The sequence below is a fragment of the Streptomyces achromogenes genome (assembly GCF_030816715.1).
Taxonomy (GTDB): Bacteria; Actinomycetota; Actinomycetes; order Streptomycetales; family Streptomycetaceae; genus Streptomyces; species Streptomyces achromogenes_A.
Genome location: NZ_JAUSYH010000001.1, coordinates 4,018,657 through 4,042,276 on the forward strand (window position 1 = coordinate 4,018,657; position 23,620 = coordinate 4,042,276).

A 23,620-nucleotide genomic window follows, 5' to 3' on the forward strand; every position below is an offset into this window, starting at 1 on the left:
CGCCGACTCCGCCGTCCCGCGGCTTCGGCGGCTCAGGTGAGGTCGGGGGCTCGGGTGGGTCGGGGCTCAGGTGCGGCCGGGGGCTCAGGTGCGGCCCTGCGCCGCCTCCGCGGCTCAGGTGAGGCCGAGTGCCGGCATCAGGTAGTAGAAGACGAACACGGCGGACACCACGTACATCGGCGCCGGGACCTCCCGGCCGCGCCCGGCCGCCAGCCGCAGCACGACGAAGGCGATGAAGCCCATGCCGATGCCGTTGGTGATCGAGTAGGTGAACGGCATCATCACCATGGTGATGAAGGCCGGGATCGCGATCGTGTGGTCGGCCCAGTCGATCTCCTTGACCGACCCGGCCAGGATCAGATAGCCCACCGCGAGCAGCGCCGGCGTGGCGGCCTGGGACGGCACCATCGTGGCGACGGGCGTGAGGAACAGCGCGACGGCGAAGAGTCCGCCGGTGACCAGGTTCGCGAAGCCGGTGCGGGCGCCCTCGCCGACGCCGGCCGTGGACTCCACGAAAGCGGTGGTGGCGGAGGAGGAACTGGCGCCGCCGGCGGCGACCGCGAGGCCGTCGACGAAAAGAACCTTGTTGATGCCGGGCATCTCGCCCTGGGCATTGGTCAGCTTGGCCTCGTCGCTGACGCCCATGATCGTGCCCATCGCGTCGAAGAAGCACGACAGCAGGACCGTGAAGACGAAGAGAACGCCGGTCAGGACGCCGACCTCGCGGAACCCGCCGAACAGGCTGACCTCGCCGATCAGCCCGAAGTCGGGGGTGGCGACGGGGTTGCCGGGCCACTCGGGGGTGGTGAGGCCCCAGGAGGGGACGGTCGCGACCGCGTTGACGATCAGCGCGAGGACGGTCATCGCGACGATCGAGATGAGGATCGCGCCGGGCACCTTGCGGGTGATCAGGGCCAGCGTGAGCAGCGCGCCCAGGATGAAGACGAGGACCGGCCAGCCGTTCAGGTGACCGTCGGCGCCGAGCTGGAGCGGGACGGTGGTGTGGGCGGCGTCCGGGATCCGGCTGACGAAGCCGGAGTCGACGAGGCCGATCAGCATGATGAACAGGCCGATGCCGATGCTGATGGCCTTGCGCAGACCGAAGGGCACCGCGTTCATGACGCGCTCGCGCAGCCCGGTGGCGACCAGGAGCATGACCACGAACCCGGCGAGCACGACCATGCCCATGGCGTCCGGCCAGGACATCCGGGGCGCGAGCTGGAGCGCGACCACCGAGTTCACGCCGAGGCCCGCGGCCAGCGCGATGGGCACGTTGCCGATCACGCCCATGAGGAGCGTGGTGAAGGCGGCCGTCACACAGGTGGCGGTGACCAGCTGACCGTTGTCGAGCTGGTGCCCGTACATGTCCTTGGCGCTGCTGAGGATGATCGGATTCAGCACGATGATGTACGCCATCGCGAAGAAGGTGGCGAAGCCGCCCCGGATCTCCCGGGACAGCGTGCTGCCCCGCTCGGAGATCCGGAAGTGGCGGTCGAGGGCGCCGTGGACGGACGTGGCTCCCGGCTGTTCAGGGGCGGGGACCTTGGCGGGGGCCGGCGTGGGCATCGTTTCGGCGTTTCCTACGAAGAGAAGCGGTCAGGGGTAAACGGTTTCAGTATGAACATATGAGGTCCGGGTCGGCCATCTCCGCGCGTAGATGTGAGGGGCTCGTAAGCTGTCCCCATGGCGAAGTGGACCCCCAAGCACGAGGCGCCGGAGCCCCTGGAGGGCCCCGTGGTCGCCACCATCACCGGCGGCACGATCCTCTGGTTCGTCCTCTTCCTCGTCCAGCTCCCCTTCTACGGATGGTTCGAGGACCACGACCGCCTGTGGTGGGTGTGGACCTGCCTGGCCGGCGCCGGCCTGGGGCTCATCGGCATCTGGTACGTCCGCAAGCGGGACGCGGCGATCAAACGGGACGCGGCGGCGAAGCAGGGGGACACCTCCGCCGTGTGACGCCGGGCGCGCCTCCTCTCAGGGGCAGGCGCGCGCTCTCCTGTCGGGGACGATTCGGGGACGGGTCGGGGACAGGTGGGTGACGGATCGGGGTAACCGCTGCAACCACGGCACCGGCCCAGCACCGGCCCTGTCCTCCCCAGGTCGGATCTTCGGCTTCCTCGGGGGGTGAACCCCGAAATCCGCACGTACCGTCGGTTCCATGGCCCACACCGACGCCACCGACGCCCCCGCCTCCGTGCCGACGGCCACCGGCCTGACCGCCGCGGAGGTCGCGGACCGCGTCGCCCGCGGTCAGGTCAACGACGTGCCGGTCCGCAGCAGCCGCTCGGTCGGCGAGATCGTCCGGGCGAACGTCTTCACCCGGTTCAACGCGATCATCGGCGTCCTGTGGCTGGTCATGCTCGCCGTCGCGCCCATCCAGGACGGCCTGTTCGGATTCGTGATCCTCGCCAACACCGGCATCGGCATCATCCAGGAGTGGCGGGCCAAGCAGACCCTGGACTCGCTCGCCGTGGTCGGCGAGTCACGTCCCACCGTCCGCCGTGGCGCGACGGCCGTCGCGGTCTCCACCTCCGAGCTCGTGCTGGACGACGTCATCGAGATCGGCCCGGGGGACAAGGCCGCCGTGGACGGGGTGTGCGTCGAGGCGGACGGCCTGGAGATCGACGAGTCGCTTCTCACCGGCGAGGCCGACCCCGTCGTCAAGCGGCCCGGCGACACGGTCATGTCGGGCAGCTTCGTGGTGGCCGGCGTCGGCGCGTTCCGGGCCACCAAGGTCGGCCGGGAGGCCTACGCCGCCCAGCTCGCCGAGGAGGCGTCCCGCTTCACGCTCGTCCACTCCGAACTGCGCACCGGCATCTCCACGATCCTCAAGTACGTGACGTGGATGATGGTGCCGGCCGCGATCGGCCTGGTCGTCACCCAGCTGGTGGTCAAGAACAACGACCTCAAGGAGTCCGTCGCCCGTACCGTCGGCGGCATCGTCCCGATGGTCCCCGAAGGGCTCGTGCTGCTCACCTCGGTCGCCTTCGCGATCGGCGTCATCCGGCTCGGCCGCAAACAGTGCCTGGTGCAGGAGCTCCCGGCCATCGAGGGCCTCGCCCGCGTCGACACCGTCTGCCTGGACAAGACCGGCACCCTCACCGAGGGCGGCATGGACGTCACCGAGCTGCGCACCCTCGACGGCGGTGACGAGGCGTACGTACGGCGGGTCCTCGGGGCCCTCGGGGAGTCCGACCCGCGGCCGAACGCCTCACTGAAGGCGATCATCGACGCCTACCCGGACGCCGAGGAGTGGCGCTGCACCGAGTCCCTGCCCTTTTCCTCCGCGCGCAAGTACAGCGGCGCCAGCTTCAACGAGGGCGACGGGGAGAGCAGCACCTGGCTGCTGGGGGCGCCCGACGTGCTGCTGGCCGACAGCGATCCGGCCCTCGCCGAGACCGAGCGGCTGAACGAGCAGGGGATGCGCGTGCTGCTGCTGGTCCGGGCCGCCCGCGACCTCGACGATCCCGAGCCGGCACGCGGGGCCCGGGCCGCCGCCCTGGTCGTGCTCGAGCAGCGGCTGCGGCCGGACGCCGCCGACACGCTGCGCTACTTCGCCGAGCAGGACGTCCACGCCAAGGTCGTCTCCGGTGACAACGCGGTGTCGGTGGGCGCGGTGGCGGCGAAGCTCGGACTGGACGGCGGCGCGGTGGACGCCCGGCGGCTGCCGCCCGACCCGCCCGGCATGGCGCGGGCCCTGGACGAGGGAACGGTGTTCGGCCGGGTCACCCCGCAGCAGAAACGGGACATGGTCGGCGCGCTGCAGTCCCGCGGGCACACCGTCGCGATGACCGGGGACGGCGTCAACGACGTGCTCGCGCTGAAGGACGCGGACATCGGCGTGGCGATGGGGTCGGGATCCGAGGCCACCCGCGCGGTCGCGCAGATCGTGCTGCTGGACAACAGCTTCGCGACCCTGCCGTCGGTGGTGGCGGAGGGCCGCCGGGTCATCGGCAACATCACCCGGGTGGCGACGCTGTTCCTGGTGAAGACGGTCTACTCGGTGCTGCTTGCCCTGCTGGTGGTGTGCTGGCAGGTCGAGTACCCGTTCCTGCCACGGCACCTGACCCTGTTGTCCACGCTCACCATCGGCATCCCGGCCTTCTTCCTCGCGCTCGCCCCCAACCGTGAGCGGGCCCGCCCGCACTTCGTACGGCGGGTGATGCGGTACTCGGTCCCGGGCGGCGTGATCGCCGGGGCCGCGACCTTCGTCACGTATCTGATGGCTCGTCACCACTACACGGGAGCGGGCTCCTTGGAGGCCGAGACGAGCGCGGCGACGCTCACCCTGTTCCTGGTCTCGATGTGGGTGCTGGCGATCATCGCCCGGCCGTACACCTGGTGGCGGGTGCTGCTGGTGGCCTCGATGGGCTCGGCGTTCCTGGTGGTGCTGGTCGTCCCCTGGCTGCAGGACTTCTTCGCGCTGAAGCTGGTCGGGCCGACGATGCCGTGGATCGCGGTGGGGGTGGCGGTGGCCGCGTCGGCGGCCCTCGAGGGGTGCTGGACATGGATCGACCGCCGGGCGGCCGCATGACGCGAGCGGCCGGCCCGGAACCCCCGGGCCGGCCGCTCGTGACGCCGTCTGCCTGTCTGACGTCGCCTGCCTGACGCTGCTTACTTCACGTCGACGAAGTCGCCCGCGGCGGCCACCGCCGGGGTCGTCGAGGTGCCCGCGAAGACGTAGCGGTAGTAGCCGTCCACGGACGCCTTGACCGTGGTCTTCAGGGTGCCGGTGGAGCTGGTCTTGACGGTCTTCAGCGTGGTGTAGGTGCTGCTGCCCTTCTTGCGGAACTGCAGCTTCACGGCCTGGGCGGAGTAGCCGGCCCACTTGCCGGTGTCCCAGTTCGCGCGGGCCAGCTTGCCGGTGACGGTGAGGGTCTTGCCCTTCTTCACCGGCTCCGGCGCGGCGTCGGTGGTGAGGGTGGCCGCGCGCTGAAGCTTCGCGCTGCCGAGGTTGCTGCCCGTGGTGAGTCCGCTGTCGTTGACGGCGGCGGCGCCAAGCTTCCACGCGCCCGCGAGGGCGTTGGTCAGGTCGCCGTAGTCGGTGTTCCCCAGGGGACGGAACTGGATCTTGGCCGTGCACTTCAGGACGGTCGCGGAGGACGCCGTGCAGGTGCCGGGCTCGTCGCCGCCCCAGACGTCCTTGTCAGGGGTGTTGATGGTGAGGGTGCCACCCCGGTAGAGGACGGGGAAGGTGATGAAGGAGTTCGCGTTCAGGCCGGCCGGCTTGGTGACGGTGTAGCTGGCCGCGACCGTGACCTTCGTGGTCGGGCCGACGACGATGTTCTTGCCGCCGTTGACCTTCACCTGGGAGAAGGTGACGGCGGGACCGGCCGGAGCGGCCTGCGCCGCCGGGACGGCGAGGGCGGACAGGGCGAGGGCGCCGGAGGCGGCGACCACGAGGGCGCGTACGCGCATGGATGTTCTCCAGAAGGCCGATGGACTGTGAGGGAGGAAAGAGAGGCGGGCGAGCGTGAGGGACGGAGCGCGCGGAGGGGCGGCCGGCCCCGGGGATCCGGGACCGGCCGCCGTCACGCGCCCGGTGTCACTTCACGTCGACGAAGTCACCCGCGGCGGTGGCCGCCGGGGTCGTCGAGGTGCCCGCGAAGACGTAGCGGTAGTAGCCGTCCACGGACGCCTTGACCGTGGTCTTCAGGCTGCCGGTGGAGCTGGTCTTGATGGTCTTCACGGTGGTGTAGGTGCTGCTGTTCTTCTTGCGGAACTGCAGCTTCACGGGCTGGGTGGAGTAGCCCGCGTAGGCGCCGTTGTCCCAGTTGGCGCGGGACAGCTTGCCGGTGACGGTGAGGGTCTTGCCCTTCTTCACCGGCTCCGGCGCGGCGTTGACGGTCAGCTTGGAGAGGCGCTGGAGCTTGGCGGTGGTCAGCGACGCGCTCTCGGTGAAGCCGACCTTGCTGTAGTCGATGTCGTCCGCGAAGGGGTCGACGTCGTTCCAGTCGACGATGTAGCCGGCCGCCTTCCAGCCGGTGGCGTCGGCGTTCTCCAGCTCCTCGCCCGGGAGGATGTCGATGCTGCCCTGGCAGGTGGCGACCGTGGCCGAGGTGTGGGAGCAGCTCGGGTAGTAGTCACCGAGGAGGATGTTGGCCGGGTTGCTGTACGAGCCGCGGTAGAGGATCACGTCGAGCTCGGTGTCGCCCGCGGTGACGTCGACGCCCGCGCCGTGCGTCACCTTGAAGGTGACGGGGACGCTGACCCTGCCGGACGTTCCCGCCACGATCGGCTTGCCGTTGTTGACGCTGACGCCGGTGAACTTGGCGTCCAGGGCGTAGGGGGTGCCCGTTTCGCCGGTCGCACCGGTGAAGGTGCTCCGGCCGGAGGCGGCGGCGTGCAGCGCCTTCAGGGTGTCGAGGGGGTGGTGCGCGCCGCTGCCGACGGCCTGCGCGGCCGGCACGACGAAGGCGGAGAGGGCCACGGCGCCGGTGACGGCGACCACGGTGGCGCGTATGCGCATGTATGTCCCAAGGGGATCAAGGGGCTCTGCGGGCGGGTGCCTCCGGTGAGCCCGAAATGGTCGGGCGAGCCTGATGAGAAACATCGCTCACCCGAGAAGACTCGTACCCCCGTCCGACGGTTGCACGTTCGATGGAGAAATCACGAAGAAAAAGTGAGCGCCCCCGCGGGTGTCCGCGGGGGCGCTCGCCGTCGTGTCCGTGCGGGCGTCAGTCGAACCAGCGGTCGCGGGCCAGTTCCTGAGTGCGGGTCGGGTCCTCCAGCAGGGCCGCGACCTCGAACCGGCGGGGCCACTGCCCGGCCGCCCAGGCGAGGCCGGCGGCGACTCCCTCCAGGGTGGCGGCGTGCAGGACGCCGCCGTCCGTCAGCCGCCAGTCGATCTCGACGCCGTCGACGACCAGTTCCTCGTGCTCGACGTAGGTGGCGGGCGTGCGCGGGCCGAGCAGTACGCGCACCGGCTCCGGGACGTCGTGCTCGGCGCCCTCGGAGTCGACCTCACCGGTCACGGACTCGCTCAGCCGCCGCACCTGGAACAGCTCCGCCAGTTCGGCGGCCCGCGACGGCCGCACGGGCAGCAGCGGGACACCCTCCGTGAAGGGCAGCAGATCGGGTGAGTCGACGACCACGGCGTCGGCCGCGTCCACCACCTCGACCCGGCCGTCCACGACGGCCCTCAGCTCGTCCGGCAGGGTGACCTGCTCCGGATCCAGCTCCGCCAACGCCCCGTACAGGCCGTGCAGTTGCGCGGAGGTGACGGAACGCTCCGGATCGGCGAGACGGTCCAGGAGCTCGGCGGCGCCGCCGGGCTCGTCGAGGAGCGCGGCCACCGAGGTGCGCACCCCGAGGGCCCGCAGCACCTGCTCGTCGTCGAAGCCCGTGGCGTCGGCCTCGTCGTACAGGCCGCGCAGCAGCGGGTCGCCGCCGAAGGCCAGGAGTCCGGCCGGGCGGCGGCCGTCGAGCACCGGGTTCCCGCGCAGCCACCAGGCCGTGTACGGCCGTACCGTCTCATGGGTGCCGTCGGGCAGCAGGACGCGGAGCGGCTGCACCAGGGCGTCCCGCAGCGGCGGCCGGGCGAGCAGGGCGAGCGCCTGCGGCCAGCGGTCCTCGTCGACGAGGTCGAGGTCGCGCACGGCGACCAGCTCGGTGGCGACCGGCGGCACCGGACTGTCGGGGAAGCGGTCGAGGACGTCCTCGCACCACACGTCCACGGCGTCCAGCAGCCCCGCGTCGTCCGGCTCGGCGAAGTCCCCGTCGCGGGGCTCCAGTTCGTCCGGATCGAGGACCACGTCGGTGGCGCGGACCAGCGCGAAGTCGGCGAGGACACCACAGGCCGCGAGCGGCTGCTCCCCCCACTTCTCCGCCAACTCGGCGTCCACGAAAGCGACTTCACCTTCCCGGATGACGGAGGCGAACGCGCTGCCGGGCAGCACGAGCTCACCGGCGGGCGACAGTTCACCGTCCTCGTCGGGCAGGGCGAGCGCGCCGAGCCACGGCTCGTCGCCGGGCTCCAGACCCGCGTCCCGCACGAGTGCGAGGACCGCGTCGGCGAGCTCCTCCGCGTCCGGGGCGCCCTGGTCGTCCCAGGCTCCGCCGTCGTCGTCCAGGGACGCGGCGACGGCCGCCCGCACCTGCGGGGTGGTCAGGACGGCCCGCGGGGTGGCGGGCAGCGCGCCCAGCTTCTCCAGCAGCGGGTGCGCGGCGTCCTCGTGGGCGACCTTGAGACCGAGCCGGCCGAGGACGTCCGCGTCGAGGCCGGCCGAGCCCGGGGTGGGCAGCAGCACCTGGCGCGGGCCGATGGCGGTCCGCCGTCCCCCACCCGCGCCGAAGCCGGCGGACTGGGAAGCATGGGCGCCCCCGGCGAGCGGCACGGGCAGCCCGGTGAGCCGGTCCGGGTCGACCCCGGCGAGGCTGTCGTACAGCCGGTGCCACCAGCCCGGCTCCCGGTCCAGGCCGGCCAGCCGGTCGATGACGTCCGCGAGCGGGAGCCGGGCGACGCCGAGCGTGCGCAGCTCGACGCGCCGCTCCAGACCGGCGGGCAGCAGCGTCGGCAGCACCTCCGCCAGCACCCGCACGGTGTCCGCGCCCGCGCCCTCGACGACCTCGGCGTCCCGGGGGCGCAGAGCCTCGGGCAGCCCCACCGCGTCCTCGTCCGCGCCCACGTCCGCGCCCTCCTCCGGCGCGGGCGCGACGGCCGGCGGCAGGAAGGCCGTGCGCGGCAGCAGCTCCAGCACCGCCTGGCGCAACGCCCCGTCCAGCGCCCCCTTGCCCAGCGGACCGGGCACGAGGCCGATGATCCCCGGGCCCACCGGCCGCCAGCCGGCGAGGAGTTCGGCGTACGCCTCCGCCGCGCGCCGCACCAGATGGTCGGTCAGCGGACCGGGCGCCGCGTGACGGCGGGTGGTGTCGAGCGGGAAGGACGCGATGAGCAGGGCGGGCAGCCCCAGCGGCTCGTCGCTGGGGGTGGGCGCGTGGACGACCGGCGTGGTGCGGGGCGCGACGGGCGCGCCCTCGTCGTCGACGGGCACCGCCCAGGTGACCGACCAGTGGGGCCGCAGCCGCTCCTCCACCGGACGGTCGGCGAGCAGTTCGGGGTGGAGCGGGCCGTGCGCGGCGGCGGTCCGCCATCGAGTGACGCCCCGCTCACTGTCGGTGACGACGGTGAGGTCGCCGTCGGCGGAACGGCGCAGGGTGCGCGCTTCGCCGTCCCCGATCTCGATGACGACCTCCGCCAGCCCCGGCAGGGCGAGCAGGAGGGCGTCGTCGACCGCGGTGAGCAGCCTCTCGGCGAGATCGGCCGCGGCGGCGTCGCGCAGCGGGAGGATGACGGCCGTGTCGTACGGGTCGGGGGCCGTGCCCTGGGCGGCGAAGGGCAGTCGCAGCAGGGGTACGTGTCCGTCACGCCGCCGCACCTCGTCACCGAGGCCCGGACTGTGCCGGGCGGTCTCGGAGGCCAGCGACCGCGCCTCGGCCAGGTCCCAGCGGACACCGCCGTGCCGGCCCACCACGGCCGGCTCGTCGGTGACCGCGAGGACGGCGGCGAAGCCGACGCCGAACCGCCCGACGGCCACGGCGGACTGCCGCTCCTCCCGCTTGGCGGACGCCCGCAGCGTGGCGAGGGACTCCACGCCGGCGGCGTCCAGGGGCGCTCCGGTGTTGGCCGCGACGAGAACCCCGTCCCGCAGGGTGAGGCGCAGCCGCCCCGGCACCCCGCCCCGGGCCGCGGCGTCGGCGGCGTTCTGCGCCAGCTCGACGACGAGCCGGTCCCGGTACCCGCCGAGGACGAGATCCTCCTCGGAGTTGGCGTCCTCCCGGAAACGGGCGGGACTGGTGGCCCAGGCGTCCAGCACTCCACGGCGCAGGCGTGCCGTGCCGAACGGATCCGCGCCCTCGGGCGCCGGCCGCACGAACTTGCTCACGTTCACTCTTCTCCTCGGCGTGAGGACGAAGGTACCGCCCGCGGAAGCGACCGCGTCCCCCGCTCCGGCCGGGCCCGGCCGGCGGAGGAGGACGAGGGGCTACGAGTGGCCGAGCTCCGCCGCGTCCTCGTCGGCCGTGGTCGGGACCGAGCCCGAGTCGGCGGCCGGGCGCAGCGGGAACGGATCGACCCGGGTCTCGTCGACCACCGGCGGGGCGGGCCGGGGCGGCGTGGGCATCACCGCCGCCTCCGAGTGGCCGCCGCAGCCGTACGCCAGGGAGACCACCCGGCCGTCGGCCGGGGAGAACTCGTTGGCGCAGACACCGAAGGCCTGCCCCAGCGAGCCGCCGATACGGGCGAGGAAACCGCAGCTCACACAGGACGCGGGGGCCGCCTGGGCCATCGGCGTCTTGGGGCCGAAGCCGTCCTCCCAGCGGTCGGCGGCGGTGTGCAGACCGTAGCGGGACAGCACCCGGGCCCGGCGCAGGCCCAGCTCCTCGGCCACCGCGGCGATCGTGCCCCGGACCGGGATCGTGGGCAGCTTCGCCGGCGCGGCCGGCGTCACGTCCGCGTCCTCCGCCTCGGCCAGCTGCACCATCTCCTCGGAGACGGGCGAGTTCGGCAGCGGCTCGTCCTCCCCGCTGTAGCCCGGCTCCAGCCGCAGATCCTCCGCGTCCGTGGGCAGCAGGTCGCCCGGCCCCATGTCGCCGGGGCGCAGCCGCTCGCTCCACGGCACCCACTCGGGCGCCAGGACCGCGTCGGGACCGGGGAGGAGCACCACCTCGTCCAGGGTGACGATCTTGGCGCGGGACGCCCGCGCCACCGTCGCCGCCCAGCGCCAGCCCCGGTAGCCCAGCTCCTTGCACTCGAAGTAGTGGGTGACCACACGGTCGCCCTCCGAGACGAGGCCCGCGTGCTCACCGACCACGCCGGGGGCGGCCGCCTCCTCGGCTGCGGCGCGGGCGAGGTCGACGGCCTCGGCGCACAGGCGGTCGGGGGTGCGGCTTCGCGTGGTCGCTGCGCTCACAGGTATCGCTTCTCTCCTACGCCGTCTCTCGGTGCGCCCCTCAAGGCGGCGGGTGCGGACGGAGCGGCTGGGGGTACCTCCCAGGCCTGAGGCACTGGGGGAGCGCCGCGTCGACGTCCGCGCCCGATCGCGCTCGGGCGCGCCTGCTGTCATCCATTCTGCGGGATGGCCGGGAGGCGCGCGGCCGAGAACAATCGCCACGGCGCGCTACGCACGCTACCTTCTCGCGGACGCTCGGCCTACACCGACGGGACGTTTCCCATCCACCGGAAGCCCTCGAAGGCCTTCCGACGCCCTCCCCGAGCGTTCCCCGAAGCCTCCGGAAGCACTCCGGCGACGCTCCAGAAGATTTCCGGAATCCCTCCGAAATCCCTCCGGAATCCCTCCGAAGGCCCTCCTGGAGCGTTGCCGGAGGTGATCTCCGGGGCGGGCCGACGGGGCCGGGCGGCCTCCCGGACGGCCCCCTCGCGCCGACCGTCACACGGCCATACGCGCGGTAACCGCACTATGCGCGGCTTTCTCGGGGCACTATGACGGGGTGGCAGCCGCGAGAACACCCCAGGGCGCCACCGGGATCGGTGCGACGAGGGGGACCAAGGGGAGGAGCGCAGTGAGCGGTTCGGGCCGGAAGAGCGGGTCCGTCCGCGCGATCGGCCGTGCCCTGCACTTCCCGTTCACCGGCACCGCGCGCGGGATCAGGAAGGCGACCCACGCGCACGGCGCCGGCGAGTCCGGCCTCGGCAAGCTGATCGAACTGCACGGGGTGAACGGCGCCGGCGACGTCATGATCACCGTCGCGCTCGCCTCCACCGTGTTCTTCTCCGTGCCCACCGACGAGGCACGCGGCCGCGTCGCCCTCTACCTCGCCATCACCATGGCCCCCTTCACCGTCCTCGCCCCGGTGATCGGCCCGCTGCTCGACCGGCTCCCGCACGGGCGGCGCGCCGCCATGGCCGGGGCGATGCTGGCCCGGGCGCTCCTCGCGCTCGTCCTGTCCGGCGCCGTCGCCACCGGCAGCATCGAGATGTACCCGGCCGCGCTCGGCGTGCTGGTCTCCTCCAAGGCGTACGGGGTCGTCCGCAGCGCCGTCGTGCCCCGACTGCTGCCCCCCGGGTTCTCCCTGGTCAAAGCCAACTCTCGGGTCACCCTGGGCGGCCTCCTCGCCACCGGCGTCGCCGCGCCCGTCGGAGCGGGGCTGCAGGCGCTCGGCCCGCGCTACCCGCTCTACGGCGCCTTCTTGATCTTCGTGGCGGGGACGTTCCTGTCCTTCTCGCTCCCCCGCAAGGTCGACTCCGCCAAGGGCGAGGACGTGGCCCTGCTCGCCGCCGACGAGCAGCACCTGCACGGCCCGCACCGGCAGCAGCAGAAGCGGCCCGGTCTGCGGACGGTCGGCATCGCCGTCACGCACGCCCTCGGCGCCAACGCGGCCCTGCGCTGGCTGTCCGGGTTCCTGACCTTCTTCCTGGCGTTCCTGCTGCGCGAGCACCCGCTCACCGGACAGAGCGCGGCCGTGTCGCTGGGCATGGTGGCCGTCTCGGCCGGCCTGGGCAACGCGCTCGGCACGGCCGTCGGGGCGTGGCTGCGGTCCAGAGCACCAGAGGTGATCATCGTGACCGTCGTCGCCGTCGTGCTCGGCGCGACGGTCACGGCGGCCGCGTTCTTCGGCGCGTTCCTGGTGGCCTGCCTGGCGGCGGTCGCCGGCTTCTCCCAGGCCCTCGCCAAGCTGTCCCTGGACGCGCTGATCCAGCGGGACGTTCCGGAACTGGTCCGCACCTCGGCCTTCGCCCGCTCCGAGACGATGCTCCAGGTGTGCTGGGTGTTCGGCGGCGCGGTCGGCATCGTCATGCCGCTGAACGGCGCGCTGGGCCTGTCGGTGGCCGCCGTGGTCCTCGCGCTGGGCTGGACGACGACCGTCCGCGGCCTGCTGTCCTCGGCGCGGCACGGCGGCGGCGCGAAGCCCCGCGTGGCGTAACCGCGCGGCGTGACACACGGCCACGCCGCACCCCACGTAAAGGGACGGCCGGACGCGCCCGATAGCCTTCCGCCATGACCACGATGACCCGCGGCGGAGCCGCTGATGTACCTGGCGCTGTGCGACGCCGCCGTGTCGTCGCCGCCGCCGGCGCCGTTTGTGCCGGACTGCTCGTCCTGTCGGCCTGCGACAAGCCGACCCCGATGTCCACGATCACCGTCGGCCGTGACTCGGTCGCCACCGAGGCCACCTGCGGCGGCGAGGGCGACGCCCTCAAGCCGGCCGAGATCACCGAGTGCCTCGCGGACAAGGACATCAAGTCCATCAGCGTCGACCCGGACGAGACCGTCCGCTTCGGCGTCGACCCCGACGTGGCCGACAAGCGCTGGACGATCCTGATGAACGGTCAGCCGCTCACCGAGGACAGCGACAAGACGTACCGCACGATCCCGGGCAGCGTGTTCTTCAACGCCCAGTACGGCGCCCAGGGCGACTCCACGCTCGTCACCATCAAGGCGGGCGACGGCAAGAAGCAGAGCCAGGCGGCGACCGGCCTGTGGTCCTTCAAGCTCAAGAAGGACGACTAGTCACGCCCCCCGCACGCGTCCTCGTGGCCACCGCGGTCCCCGCCGAGCGGGACGCGGTGGTCCGGGCGTTCCCCGAACCCGGCCGGGAGCTGCGCCTGCCCGGCGTCACCCTGCACCGCCTGCGGGGCCCGAGCGGGACCTGTGACCTGCTCGCCGCCGGGGTGGGTCCCGCGCTCGCCGCCGCGTCCGTCTCCGCCGCGCTGACCGCCGCACGGTACGAGGACGCCCCGTACAGCCTGGTCGTCTCGGCCGGCATCGCGGGCGGCTTCCTGCCCGAGGCGCCCGTCGCCTCCCTCGTCGTCGCGGACCGGATCACCGCCGCCGACCTGGGCGCGGAGTCCGCGGACGGCTTCCTGCCGGTCACCGAGCTGGGCTTCGGCCGGGTCACCCACGTCCCGCCGCCGTCCCTCGTCCGGGCGGCCGCGGACGCCACCGGGGCCGGCGTGGGCACGGTCCTGACCGTCTCCACGGTCACCGGCACCGCCTCCCGGGCCGCGGCCCTGCACGCACGCCACCCCCGTGCCCTGGCCGAGGCGATGGAGGGCTTCGGGGTCGCCGAGGCGGCCGACGCGCACGGCGTCGCCGTCATGGAGATCCGCGCGGTGTCCAACCCCGTCGGCCCCCGTGACCGGGCCGCCTGGCGCATCGGCGACGCGCTGACCGCGCTGACGACGGCGTTCGGGAAGCTGGCACCCGTCCTCGAGAGTTGGAACCGGTATGACGACCAGTGAACGGCCCCTGCGGATCGCGTACTCCCCCTGCCCGAACGACACCTTCGTCTTCGACGCCCTGGCCCACGGCCGGGTCCCGGACGCGCCCGCGCTCGACGTGACGTTCGCGGACATCGACGTCACCAACGGCATGGCGGAGCGCGGCGAGCCGGACGTGCTGAAGGTGTCGTACGCGGTGCTGCCGTACGTCCTCGACACCTACGCGCTGCTGCCGTGCGGGGGCGCGCTGGGCCGGGGCTGCGGGCCGCTGGTGCTGACCCGCGAGGAGGCCGGCACAGGAACGGGGGCGGGCGCGGGGGACGCCGTGCGACCCTCCGGCGGTGAAAGGCTCAGCGGCCGCACGGTCGCCGTGCCGAGCGAACGGTCGACGGCGTACCTGCTGTTCCGGCTGTGGGCGGCGGAGCACGTCCCGGGGGGCGTCGGCGAGATCGTCGTCATGCCGTTCCACGAGATCATGCCGGCCGTGCGCGACGGGAAGGTCGACGCGGGCCTGGTGATCCACGAGGCCCGCTTCACCTACCGGGACTACGGGCTGCACAAGCTCGCGGACATGGGCGAGCACTGGGAGGCCACGACCGGCCTGCCGATCCCGCTGGGCGCGATCATCGCCAGGCGGTCCCTGGGCGCGGAGACCCTCGACCGGCTCGCCGGCTCGATCCGCGCGTCCGTGCGCGCCGCCTGGGACGACCCCGAGGCCTCCCGGCCGTACGTCATGGAACACGCCCAGGAGATGGATCCGTCCGTCGCCGACCAGCACATCGGTCTGTACGTCAACGAGTTCACGGCCGAACTGGGCGAGGACGGCTACGCGGCGGTACGCGCACTGCTGACCCGCGCGGCGGCCGAGGGACTGCTTCCGCCCCTCGGCCCGGGTGCGCTCGATTTCCCCTGAGGGACCGGCGGTTGCCGGATCAGACGTCCAACTGGTCGGCGACGGCGCGCAGCAGGCCGGCGATCTTCTTGCCGGAGGTCTTCTCCGGGTAGCGGCCCTTTTCGAGCATCGGGGTGATGTTCTCGAGAAGGGTGGTCAAATCCTGGACGATGGAGGCCAGTTCGTCGGGCTTCTTGCGCTGCGCCGCGGCGACCGAGGGGGTCGGGTCTAGGATGACGACGGAGAGCGCCTGGTCGCCGCGCTGACCTGCGACGACGCCGAACTCCACACGCTGGCCCGGCTTCAGTGCCTCGACACCGGCGGGGAGGACCGAGGAATGCACGAAGACGTCACCGCCGTCATCGCGGGAGAGAAAGCCGAAGCCCTTCTCGCTGTTGAACCATTTGACCTTGCCAGTCGGCAAAGCACACGCTCCCTCGATCTGTCCTGGACTGGCCCGGACGCGTTGAAATAGCAGTCGTGCAAGCTTACCGGGGGTCTCTCCAACCCAGCACGCCTTAAAACGATGCCGGGCCACCGCTTACCGGCGCCGGCCGAAAGTCGTACGCGGACGCCAGCGCGACCACTCGGCGGCCGGGCTCCCGGCCGCCGGGCCCCGAATGGGCCGCACCGCGGCGAGCCCGTCGGACACTCCCGTTCACTGTCCGATCAACTTGGTTAGTCTGACGGCGAGTTGCCGCGGAAATCCCTTCACGCGGCACCGATCGGCTCGTGGTCGCCGTACCGGTTACGGCCCACTCGATTCACGGAGGCTTCATTGCACGGAACGAGGATGTACGCAACAGCTCTGCGGGTCTTCGTGGTCGCCGCTGTGGCAGGAGGCGCGCTGACCGCTGTCGGCGGTACCGCCCAGGCGGCCGTGGACGGCTGCAGCACCTCCATCGCCGACGGCAACAGGGGGTACGGCAGTTGCAGCAGGGGGTTCGGGTCCTATCGCGTCAAGGCGCAATGCGACTCGCCCAGGTACCCCTACTCGATAACCGTCTACGGCGCGTGGAAGACGCGGAAATCGGTCGGTGACACGCCGGTTTCGTGGGTGGACGGCGACAGGTACGCCTGCCACCTCGTGAAGACCTCGCTGGAAGTGCGCTAGCCGGGTCGCGGGCCGTCCCGCCGAGGGAGTCCCCGGCCGTCCCGCCGAGGGAGTCCCCGGCCGTCTCGGCGGGCGGGGAACTACCCTGGTCGGGTGCGTGACGAAACCCAAACGAATTCCGCCGCCCCCGGTGACCGACTGATCCGTGCCGGGGCCGTCGTCTTCTTCGTCGGCGCCGTGGCCACACTGGTCACGGTCGCCCCCCTGTTCCTCGGCTCGACGCCCTTTCCGACGTACATGTTCGGGCTGAGCATGCTCATGGGCGTCGGATTCCTGATCGCGGGCGCGGGCGTTCTGCGGTCCGTCGCCGCGGGCCGTCGTCGGGCGCGGGGCGCGGCCGGTTAGGAGCCCGCGTTCCCGAGGTGGCCGGCCAGCCAGGCGGGGAACTCGGTGAGGTCGGCGAGCACGACGTCCGCGCCGGCCGTCCGCAGCTCCTGCGCGCCGATCGGGCCGGTGGGCACGGTGACGGACAGGGCTCCTGCGGCGCGCGCTCCGCGGACGTCCCCGATGTGGTCGCCGACGTAGACGCTCGCCCCGTGCTCGCGCAGCGCCAGGGCCTTCTGCTCGGCCCACAGGTCGCCGATCACCGCGTCGGGCCGCAGGTCCAGGTGGTCCATGTGCAGCCGGGCGTTCGGCTCCCACTTCGCGGTGACGACGATCGCCCGCCCGCCCGCCGCCTGGACCGCCGCGACGGCCTCGCGGGCGCCGGGCATCTCGAGGCTGCCGCCGACCGCGAACGCCGGGTAGAGCTCACGGTAGAGCGCGGCCACGGCGGGTATCTCCCGCGCAGGGAACCAGTTCCCGATCTCCTCCTCCAGCGGCGGCCCCAGTCGCGTCACCACCAGGTCGGCGTCGACGTACGTGCCCGTTCTCGCCGACAGTTCCGCCCAGCAGGCCCGGATGCCGGGCCGGGAGTCGATCAGGGTCATGTCGAGGTCGAAGCCGACGGTGAGGGCGGGAGGGACGGTCATGGAGGCGGTCATGGAGGCCATTGTGCCGGTGGGCCCGAGCGGCCGCCTCGACCCGCCCGGCGGTGGCGCGGGCCCGGCCTACCGCTGTCGCTGCGAGCGCCAGGCCAGGAACAGAGCCGAGGCGACGGCCGCGCCCCGGACGACCCAGGGCCATGTGCCGGCGATCGCGTCGCTCATGTGGCCTTCGGCGACGGGGGCGCCCCAGCGGCCCTCGGAGCGGCCCCAGAGCCAGACGAGGCCGGCGGTGAGCGCGAGGCCGGGCAGCCAGAAGACCGCCGCCTTCGTCTCACGCTCCGTCAGCCGGCGTGAGGCGTAGGCGATGAGCCACCCCGCGACCAGCACGAACCAGTTCCCGAGCGCCGCGCCCACGACCAGAGCGCCGGCCGCGATCAGGAGGAGGGGGTTGGTCCAGCGGCGGGCCGGTGCGCCGGCGGACCGGGGCAGGCGCAGCCGACGGCGGCGGGCGGGGGCGGCGGCGGTGTCGTCGTCCCGTCCGGTGCTCTTCGCGACGGCCGCGGACCCTCCGTCGCCCTCGCCGCCCTCGTCGTCCGCGTCGTCCGCGTCGTCCGCGTCGTCTCCGGGCTTTCGGCGCGGCGGCGGCTTGAGCAGGTCGGGGATCTCGACTCCGCCGACGAACCCGGGAATGTCCTCGCCGGGGCCGAACGGGGTCGGCTCGTGCAGCCACCAGTCGGGGGCGGCTTTGCCGTCGCCCAGTTCGTGGGCGGGCGCACGGTGCGGCGGGGACGCCGCGTCGGAGGGGACGCCGGGGGGCGGCGCGGCGCCGGTGCGGGGGCGCGGCACGATCCGCCGGATCCCCTTCGGACGCTCCGGCTGCCGGGTCTGGTTCGCCTTCTCCGCGTCTCCCGCCGGTTCCGGCTGTTTCTGCTGCCGCCGCTGTTTCTGCCGCTGCTCTTCGTGCTGTTTCTCCTGGACCTCGCGGTCCCGCTGGACGGGCACGGAGGGCGTCGGCGTCGGCGGCGCGCCACCGCCCTCGGCCGCGGCCGCCACGAGGTCGTCGGGGCTGCCGAGGCGGTCGATGATGCGCCGGACGGCGGCGGGCGAGTCGACGGGCGCCTTGGCCCGGCGCCGTTCGATCTCGTTGCGCAGCTCGGAGACGAGCCGCATCCGGGTGGCCGACGACAACTGCCGCTGCTGCGCGACGTCGCCGACGCGGCTCAGATACTCGTAGACGACTTGGTCGCTCTCGATCCCCACGCCGAAGACGCTAGTGCATCGGGGCCCGCGGGTCCGGGGACGGCGGCTCCCGAGAGCGTCAACCGCTACCGTGGGCAGAATGAGCACCGAGGACCAGTCGGCCCCCCGGTCCCTCGCGGAAGCGCTCCGCGCCCGGGACGACGCTTCCCTGGCCGCGCTGCTGCGCGCCCGCCCCGACCTGATCACTCCGGTCCCCACCGACCTCACGCAGCTCGCCACCCGCGCCGGCACCCGTGCCTCCGTCGTCCGCGCGCTGGAGCGGCTCGACCGGTTCGTGCTGCAGACGGCGGAGGCGCTGGCCGTGGCCGGCGATCCGGCGACCCGCGAGGAGCTGTTCGGCCTGATGGCGGGGGACGCCGGCGATCCGGCCGTGCTCGCGGCCCTCCCGGCGGCGTTGGCCGCCTTGCGCGAGCAGGCGCTGGTGTGGGGCGCGGACGACCGTCTCCGGTTGGTGCGCACCGCCCGTGAACTGCTGGCGCCGTCCCCGCAGCACCCGTCGCCGACGGGGCTCGGGCCGAGTGTGCGGGAGGCGACGGCGGGCATGTCGCCGGGCCGGGTCCAGGAGATCGTGGCGACGCTGGGGCTGCCGTCGACGCACGACTCGGTCTCGGCGGTGGGCGCGCTCACCGCGCTGTTCACCCATCGCCGGAAGATGGCCGCGCTGCTGGCGGGGGCGCCCGCCGAGTCCCTCGAGGTGCTGGAGCGGCTGGTGTGGGGGCCGCCGTACGGTCAGGTCACGGCCGATCCCGCGGCGCGGCTGCGCTGGCTGCTCGACCGCGCGCTGCTGCTGCCGACGGCGCCCGGGACCGTCGTGCTGCCGCGTGAGGTCGCCCTGCATCTGCGCAAGGGCCGCGCGCACCGGGCCCCCGAGCCGGTGCCGCCGGCCGTGGAGCCGCTCGCGGTGCACGCGCCGCAGGTGGTGGACGCGACGGCGGCCGGTCAGGCGTACACGGCGCTGGCGACCGTCGAGGAGCTGCTGAAGGACTGGGACGAGGGCGGTCCCGGGGTGCTGCGGGCCGGCGGGATCAGCGTCCGCGACCTCAAGCGGACGGCCGTCGCGCTGGACGTGGCCGAGCCGGTGGCCGCGTTCTGGGTCGAGCTGGCGTACGCGGCGGGGCTGCTCGCCTCGGACGGCGAGGCCGACGAACGGTACGCGGCGACCCCCGAGTACGACGAGTGGGTGGAGCGGCCGCCGGCCGAGCGGTGGGCGCGGCTCGCCGAGGCGTGGCTGGCGGCGACCCGGACCTCGGGGGTGGTGGGCGGCCGGGACATCAAGGAGCGGGCGCTGTCGGCGCTGGGTCCGGGGCTCGACCGGTCCGCCGCGCCCGAGGTGCGCCATCGGGTGCTGACGCTGCTGGCCGGGCTGTCCGAGGGCGGCGCGCCGGACGCGGAGGCGGTGCTGGCCCGGCTGCGCTGGGAGCGTCCGCTGCGCGGCGCACAGGGTGCAGCCCCTGGCACGGCGGGGTCGCACGGCCCGCAGACGGCGTCCGGGACACCGGGCCCGCACACCACGACGGGGTTCTCCGGGGCCGCGCAGGCCGCCGCGCAGGGTGACGAGGACCTCCGCTCCCGGCTCGCGCGCTGGACCCTGGCGGAGGCCGAGCGGCTCGGCGTGACCGGCCGGGGCGCGCTGTCGGCGCACGGCCGGGTGCTGCTCGGCGCGCCGGCCGCCGTCCGGACCGCGCGGGTCGCGGTGGACGCCGCTCCGGCCGGCCCGGGCGACAAGCTGCCCGCCCATCACCGGCCCGCCGGCGTCGTCGTGGCCCCTCTCTCGCCGCCCGAGCAGGCCGCGGCCGCGGCGGCCGCCGCGCGGCTGCTCGCCCCGCTGCTGCCGGAGCCGCTGGACCACGTCCTGCTCCAGGCGGACCTGACCGCGGTCGCGCCGGGCCCGCTGCGGCGGCCGCTGGCCGACGTGCTGAGCGTCCTCGCGGACGTCGAGTCCAAGGGCGGCGCGACCGTCTACCGGTTCACGCCCGGTTCCGTACGGCGCGCCCTGGACGCCGGGCGCAGCGCCTCCGACCTGCACGCCTTCCTCGCCGAGCACTCCCGTACGCCGGTGCCGCAGCCGCTGACCTATCTGATCGACGACGTGGCGCGCCGGCACGGTCATCTGCGGGTGGGCGCGGCCTCGGCGTACGTCCGCTGCGACGACGAGACGATCCTGAACGAGATCCTCGCCGACAAGCGCGCCGCCGGTCTGCGGCTGCGCCGTCTGGCTCCCACGGTGCTCGCGGCGCAGGCCGACCCGGCGACGCTCCTGGACGGCCTGCGGGCGATGGGCTTCGCGCCCGCCGCCGAGTCCGCCGAGGGGGACGTCCTGATCACCCGCGCGCTCGCGCACCGCACGCCGCCCCGGACGGCCCCCGAGCCGGTGCCGGACGGGCCGCCGGTTCCCGACGGCACGCTGCTCACCGCGGCGATCCGCGCGGTCCGGGCGGGCGACGCCGCCGCGACCGCGCCGCGCAGGGCGGCGGAGGACGCCGCTCCGCTCGCCCCGGGCGAGCTGCCGCGCACCAGTTCCGCCGAGACCCTGGCCACCGTGCAGGCCGCCGTCCTCACCGGTGGGGCGCTGTGGATCGGTTACGTCAACGCGGAGGGCTCCGCCAGTCAGCGCGTCATCGCCCCGGTGCGGGTGGAGGGCGGCTTCGTGACGGCGTACGACCACACGGCGGACGAGGTCCGCACATACCCGCTGCACCGGATCACCGGGGTGGCGGAACTGGCGGACGACTGAGGTTCCTCGCCGCACAGGAGGCCCGGCGGTACGGCTCGGCGGTACGGCTCAGCAGTACCCGACGGAGGCGTCCGCCGGCAGGCCGAAGTGGGCGCGGGCAGCGGACTCCAGGGCGGCGGACGGCATCGGCTCGTGGAGGGAGGACCGGACGAGGACGCCGAAGTGGGCCCTCGTCCACCGGCCGTACCCCTCGCCGTCCGGCGGCTCCTCCCGGGAGACGACCCGGTAGCCGCCGTCGGCCGCGGCGTCCCGCTGGAGCCGTACGACCTGCGGGTGCTGCCCGGCACCGCACTCCACGAGGCTCTGGTCGAGCACCCCGTACTCGACGCACAGCGTGTTGACGCCGGCCCGTACCTCGCCCGCGTGCTCCTCCAGTTCGAGGGCCTCCGCAAGGCAGAACCAGCGCGCCTTCCACGCGGGCACGGCCTCCCCGTAGCCGCCCCCGCTCGAGTCCGCCGCGACCCGGGCCTCGATCACCGGCCGCACCTCGGCCCACAGCCCCGCGTCGACCCCCGCGGGCCACATCACCCAGGTGCCGGTGGCGGCCAGCACCGCCGCGGCTCCGACGCCGACCGCTCCCCTGCGGAACGACAGGACCGACATACCGTGATGCTCCTCACCGCGTCGCGCCCATCGCGCTGCTCCCCCGATCAGACCCACGGAGGGTGTCCAGGGTTGCCCGGTTCCCCGGGACCGGCCCGGCGCCCCCGGCCCCGACGTCCGCGCGGGGCGGCGGACCGCCGTCGCGGCACGTCGTCGCGGCACGTCGTACGGCACACTGGAGGTTTGGCCGGTGCGGAAGGGATGGCGTACGTGAACGGACCGCTGATCGTCCAGTCGGACAAGACTCTGCTCCTGGAGGTCGATCACGAGCAGGCCGACGCGTGCCGTCGCGCCATCGCGCCGTTCGCCGAGCTGGAGCGGGCGCCGGAGCACATCCACACCTACCGGGTGACCCCGCTGGGCCTGTGGAACGCGCGGGCGGCGGGGCACGACGCCGAGCAGGTCGTGGACGCGCTCGTGCAGTACAGCCGCTATCCCGTGCCGCACGCGCTGCTCGTGGACGTCGCGGAGACGATGGACCGCTACGGGCGGCTGACGCTGAGCAAGCATCCGGCGCACGGCCTGGTGCTGACCACCACCGACCGGCCGGTGCTGGAGGAGATCCTGCGCTCGAAGCGGGTCGCGCCGCTGGTCGGGGCCCGGCTCGATCCGGACACCGTCGTCGTGCACCCCTCAGAGCGGGGGCAGATCAAGCAGACGCTGCTGAAGCTGGGCTGGCCGGCCGAGGACCTCGCGGGGTACGTCGACGGCGAGGCGCATCCCATCGAGCTCGCCGAGGACGGGTGGGCGCTGCGCCCGTACCAGAAGCAGGCGGTGGAGAACTTCTGGCACGGCGGCAGCGGGGTCGTGGTGCTGCCCTGCGGCGCCGGGAAGACGCTGGTCGGGGCGGGGGCGATGGCGCAGGCGAAGGCCACGACGCTGATCCTCGTCACGAACACCGTGTCGGCGCGCCAGTGGAAGCACGAGCTGGTGAAGCGGACCTCGCTGACCGAGGACGAGATCGGCGAGTACAGCGGGACGCGGAAGGAGATCCGCCCGGTCACCATCGCCACCTACCAGGTGCTGACGACCCGGCGGAAGGGCGTCTACCCGCATCTGGAGCTGTTCGACTCCCGGGACTGGGGCCTGATCGTCTACGACGAGGTGCATCTGCTGCCGGCGCCGGTCTTCAAGTTCACCGCCGACCTGCAGGCGCGGCGGCGGCTCGGTCTGACGGCGACGCTGGTCCGCGAGGACGGCCGTGAGTCGGACGTGTTCTCGCTCATCGGGCCGAAGCGGTTCGACGCGCCGTGGAAGGAGATCGAGGCGCAGGGCTACATCGCGCCCGCCGACTGCGTGGAGGTCCGGGTCAACCTCACCGACTCGGAGCGTCTCGCGTACGCGACCGCCGAGGCGGAGGAGAAGTACCGCTTCTGCGCGACGACGGCGACGAAGCGGAAGGTGACGGAGGCGCTGGTGCGGCGGTTCGCCGGGCAGCAGATCCTCGTCATCGGGCAGTACATCGACCAGCTCGACGAACTCGGCGAGCATCTGAACGCGCCGGTCATCAAGGGCGAGACCTCCAACGCGCAGCGTGAGAAGCTCTTCGACGCCTTCCGGGAGGGCGAGATCAGCGTGCTGGTGGTGTCGAAGGTCGCGAACTTCTCGATCGACCTGCCGGAGGCGACGGTGGCCATCCAGGTGTCGGGCACCTTCGGGTCGCGGCAGGAGGAGGCGCAGCGTCTCGGCCGGGTGCTGCGCCCCAAGGCGGACGGGCATCAGGCGCACTTCTACTCGGTGGTGGCGCGGGACACCATCGACCAGGACTTCGCGGCGCACCGCCAGCGGTTCCTGGCGGAGCAGGGGTACGCCTACCGGATCATGGACGCGGACGAGTTGCTGGCGGAGGGCTGAGCGCCGTGGTGTCCCGGGGGCGTCTGTTGCTGGTCATGCTGCGGATCTTCGACGACAA

19 protein-coding genes are annotated in these 23,620 nt (G+C 73.4%); 10 read left to right on the forward strand and 9 right to left on the reverse strand.

Translation table 11 applies throughout. The annotated features are described in order from the left end of the window. Positions 1-114: 114 nt before the first annotated feature. Positions 115-1,566: an NCS2 family permease gene (locus QF032_RS17900; protein ID WP_307043924.1), complete on the reverse strand. Its 1,452-nt coding sequence runs from the start codon at positions 1,564-1,566 to the stop codon at positions 115-117. A gap of 117 nt (positions 1,567-1,683) precedes the next feature. On the opposite strand from QF032_RS17900, the gene QF032_RS17905 reads away from it, so the two are divergent. Beyond that, the gene (locus QF032_RS17905; protein ID WP_306951193.1) at positions 1,684-1,956 is read left to right on the forward strand and encodes a DUF2530 domain-containing protein; all 273 of its coding nucleotides are present in this window, start codon (positions 1,684-1,686) and stop codon (positions 1,954-1,956) included. A gap of 202 nt (positions 1,957-2,158) precedes the next feature. Next, entirely contained in the window at positions 2,159-4,534 is a 2,376-nt protein-coding gene (locus QF032_RS17910; protein WP_307043926.1) for an HAD-IC family P-type ATPase, read from the forward strand. Positions 4,535-4,614: 80 nt separating this feature from the next. On the opposite strand, the gene QF032_RS17915 is transcribed toward QF032_RS17910, so the two are convergent. The 4 genes from QF032_RS17915 to QF032_RS17930 all read right to left on the reverse strand — a co-directional run bounded on the left by QF032_RS17915 (position 4,615) and on the right by QF032_RS17930 (position 10,910). Further along, complete coding sequence (locus QF032_RS17915) at positions 4,615-5,418, reverse strand: hypothetical protein (protein WP_307056557.1); 804 nt, start codon at positions 5,416-5,418, stop codon at positions 4,615-4,617. A gap of 127 nt (positions 5,419-5,545) precedes the next feature. Beyond that, positions 5,546-6,469 carry a hypothetical protein gene (locus tag QF032_RS17920; RefSeq protein WP_307056559.1) on the reverse strand — a complete coding sequence of 308 codons (924 nt, stop codon included), beginning with the start codon at positions 6,467-6,469 and terminating at the stop codon, positions 5,546-5,548. Positions 6,470-6,677: 208 nt separating this feature from the next. Further along, positions 6,678-9,884, reverse strand: coding sequence for a sacsin N-terminal ATP-binding-like domain-containing protein (locus QF032_RS17925; RefSeq protein WP_307056561.1), 3,207 nt, complete (start codon positions 9,882-9,884; stop codon positions 6,678-6,680). A 99-nt stretch (positions 9,885-9,983) separates the two neighbouring features. Continuing rightward, entirely contained in the window at positions 9,984-10,910 is a 927-nt protein-coding gene (locus QF032_RS17930) for a DUF3027 domain-containing protein (protein WP_306951183.1), read from the reverse strand. Between the two features lie 538 nt (positions 10,911-11,448). On the opposite strand from QF032_RS17930, the gene QF032_RS17935 reads away from it, so the two are divergent. The 4 genes from QF032_RS17935 to QF032_RS17950 all read left to right on the forward strand — a co-directional run bounded on the left by QF032_RS17935 (position 11,449) and on the right by QF032_RS17950 (position 15,092). Continuing rightward, positions 11,449-12,882 (forward strand): MFS transporter, encoded by a 1,434-nt coding sequence (locus QF032_RS17935; RefSeq protein WP_307056563.1) that lies wholly within the window; start codon positions 11,449-11,451, stop codon positions 12,880-12,882. A gap of 74 nt (positions 12,883-12,956) precedes the next feature. Continuing rightward, a complete protein-coding gene (locus tag QF032_RS17940) occupies positions 12,957-13,469 on the forward strand; it encodes a DUF2771 domain-containing protein (protein WP_306951179.1) in 513 nt (170 codons plus the stop codon). A 23-nt stretch (positions 13,470-13,492) separates the two neighbouring features. Further along, entirely contained in the window at positions 13,493-14,200 is a 708-nt protein-coding gene (locus QF032_RS17945) for a futalosine hydrolase (protein ID WP_306951176.1), read from the forward strand. Beyond that, positions 14,187-15,092 (forward strand): 1,4-dihydroxy-6-naphthoate synthase, encoded by a 906-nt coding sequence (locus QF032_RS17950; RefSeq protein WP_307056565.1) that lies wholly within the window; start codon positions 14,187-14,189, stop codon positions 15,090-15,092. Before QF032_RS17945 ends, QF032_RS17950 begins: the two co-directional genes overlap by 14 nt. A gap of 19 nt (positions 15,093-15,111) precedes the next feature. Here the strand turns inward: QF032_RS17950 and QF032_RS17955 are convergent, their stop codons facing one another. Beyond that, the gene (locus tag QF032_RS17955) at positions 15,112-15,495 is read right to left on the reverse strand and encodes a cold-shock protein (protein WP_057579095.1); all 384 of its coding nucleotides are present in this window, start codon (positions 15,493-15,495) and stop codon (positions 15,112-15,114) included. Positions 15,496-15,864: 369 nt separating this feature from the next. Between QF032_RS17955 and QF032_RS17960 the strand changes: the two genes are divergently transcribed. Both QF032_RS17960 and QF032_RS17965 read left to right on the forward strand, forming a co-directional pair. Further along, entirely contained in the window at positions 15,865-16,185 is a 321-nt protein-coding gene (locus QF032_RS17960) for a hypothetical protein (protein WP_306951170.1), read from the forward strand. Between the two features lie 93 nt (positions 16,186-16,278). Then, positions 16,279-16,530 carry a hypothetical protein gene (locus QF032_RS17965; protein ID WP_307043939.1) on the forward strand — a complete coding sequence of 84 codons (252 nt, stop codon included), beginning with the start codon at positions 16,279-16,281 and terminating at the stop codon, positions 16,528-16,530. Here the strand turns inward: QF032_RS17965 and QF032_RS17970 are convergent. Both QF032_RS17970 and QF032_RS17975 read right to left on the reverse strand, forming a co-directional pair. After that, the gene (locus tag QF032_RS17970; RefSeq protein WP_306951167.1) at positions 16,527-17,168 is read right to left on the reverse strand and encodes an HAD family hydrolase; all 642 of its coding nucleotides are present in this window, start codon (positions 17,166-17,168) and stop codon (positions 16,527-16,529) included. The two genes, QF032_RS17965 and QF032_RS17970, sit on opposite strands and share 4 nt — an antisense overlap. A gap of 66 nt (positions 17,169-17,234) precedes the next feature. Next, positions 17,235-18,371, reverse strand: coding sequence for a hypothetical protein (locus QF032_RS17975; RefSeq protein WP_307043941.1), 1,137 nt, complete (start codon positions 18,369-18,371; stop codon positions 17,235-17,237). A 79-nt stretch (positions 18,372-18,450) separates the two neighbouring features. Here QF032_RS17975 and QF032_RS17980 point away from each other — a divergent pair, with 79 nt between their 5' ends. Next, positions 18,451-21,105, forward strand: coding sequence for a helicase-associated domain-containing protein (locus QF032_RS17980; protein ID WP_307056567.1), 2,655 nt, complete (start codon positions 18,451-18,453; stop codon positions 21,103-21,105). Positions 21,106-21,153: 48 nt separating this feature from the next. Here the strand turns inward: QF032_RS17980 and QF032_RS17985 are convergent, their stop codons facing one another. Next, the gene (locus QF032_RS17985) at positions 21,154-21,708 is read right to left on the reverse strand and encodes a hypothetical protein (RefSeq protein WP_307056569.1); all 555 of its coding nucleotides are present in this window, start codon (positions 21,706-21,708) and stop codon (positions 21,154-21,156) included. Positions 21,709-21,918: 210 nt separating this feature from the next. Here QF032_RS17985 and QF032_RS17990 point away from each other — a divergent pair, with 210 nt between their 5' ends. Further along, positions 21,919-23,562 (forward strand): DNA repair helicase XPB, encoded by a 1,644-nt coding sequence (locus QF032_RS17990; protein WP_373430354.1) that lies wholly within the window; start codon positions 21,919-21,921, stop codon positions 23,560-23,562. The last annotated feature ends 58 nt before the right edge of the window (positions 23,563-23,620 follow it).

Bases quoted from the DNA above. Each gene is read 5' to 3' on its own strand.
- QF032_RS17910 (WP_307043926.1), top strand. From the start codon at position 2,159: ATGGCCCACACCGACGCCACCGACGCCCCCGCCTCCGTGCCGACGGCC.
- QF032_RS17920 (WP_307056559.1), bottom strand. From the start codon at position 6,469: ATGCGCATACGCGCCACCGTGGTCGCCGTCACCGGCGCCGTGGCCCTC.
- QF032_RS17970 (WP_306951167.1), bottom strand. From the start codon at position 17,168: ATGACCGCCTCCATGACCGTCCCTCCCGCCCTCACCGTCGGCTTCGAC.
- QF032_RS17900 (WP_307043924.1), bottom strand. From the start codon at position 1,566: ATGCCCACGCCGGCCCCCGCCAAGGTCCCCGCCCCTGAACAGCCGGGA.
- QF032_RS17915 (WP_307056557.1), bottom strand. From the start codon at position 5,418: ATGCGCGTACGCGCCCTCGTGGTCGCCGCCTCCGGCGCCCTCGCCCTG.
- QF032_RS17950 (WP_307056565.1), top strand. From the start codon at position 14,187: ATGACGACCAGTGAACGGCCCCTGCGGATCGCGTACTCCCCCTGCCCG.
- QF032_RS17905 (WP_306951193.1), top strand. From the start codon at position 1,684: ATGGCGAAGTGGACCCCCAAGCACGAGGCGCCGGAGCCCCTGGAGGGC.
- QF032_RS17960 (WP_306951170.1), top strand. From the start codon at position 15,865: ATGTACGCAACAGCTCTGCGGGTCTTCGTGGTCGCCGCTGTGGCAGGA.
- QF032_RS17940 (WP_306951179.1), top strand. From the start codon at position 12,957: ATGACCACGATGACCCGCGGCGGAGCCGCTGATGTACCTGGCGCTGTG.
- QF032_RS17980 (WP_307056567.1), top strand. From the start codon at position 18,451: ATGAGCACCGAGGACCAGTCGGCCCCCCGGTCCCTCGCGGAAGCGCTC.
- QF032_RS17985 (WP_307056569.1), bottom strand. From the start codon at position 21,708: ATGTCGGTCCTGTCGTTCCGCAGGGGAGCGGTCGGCGTCGGAGCCGCG.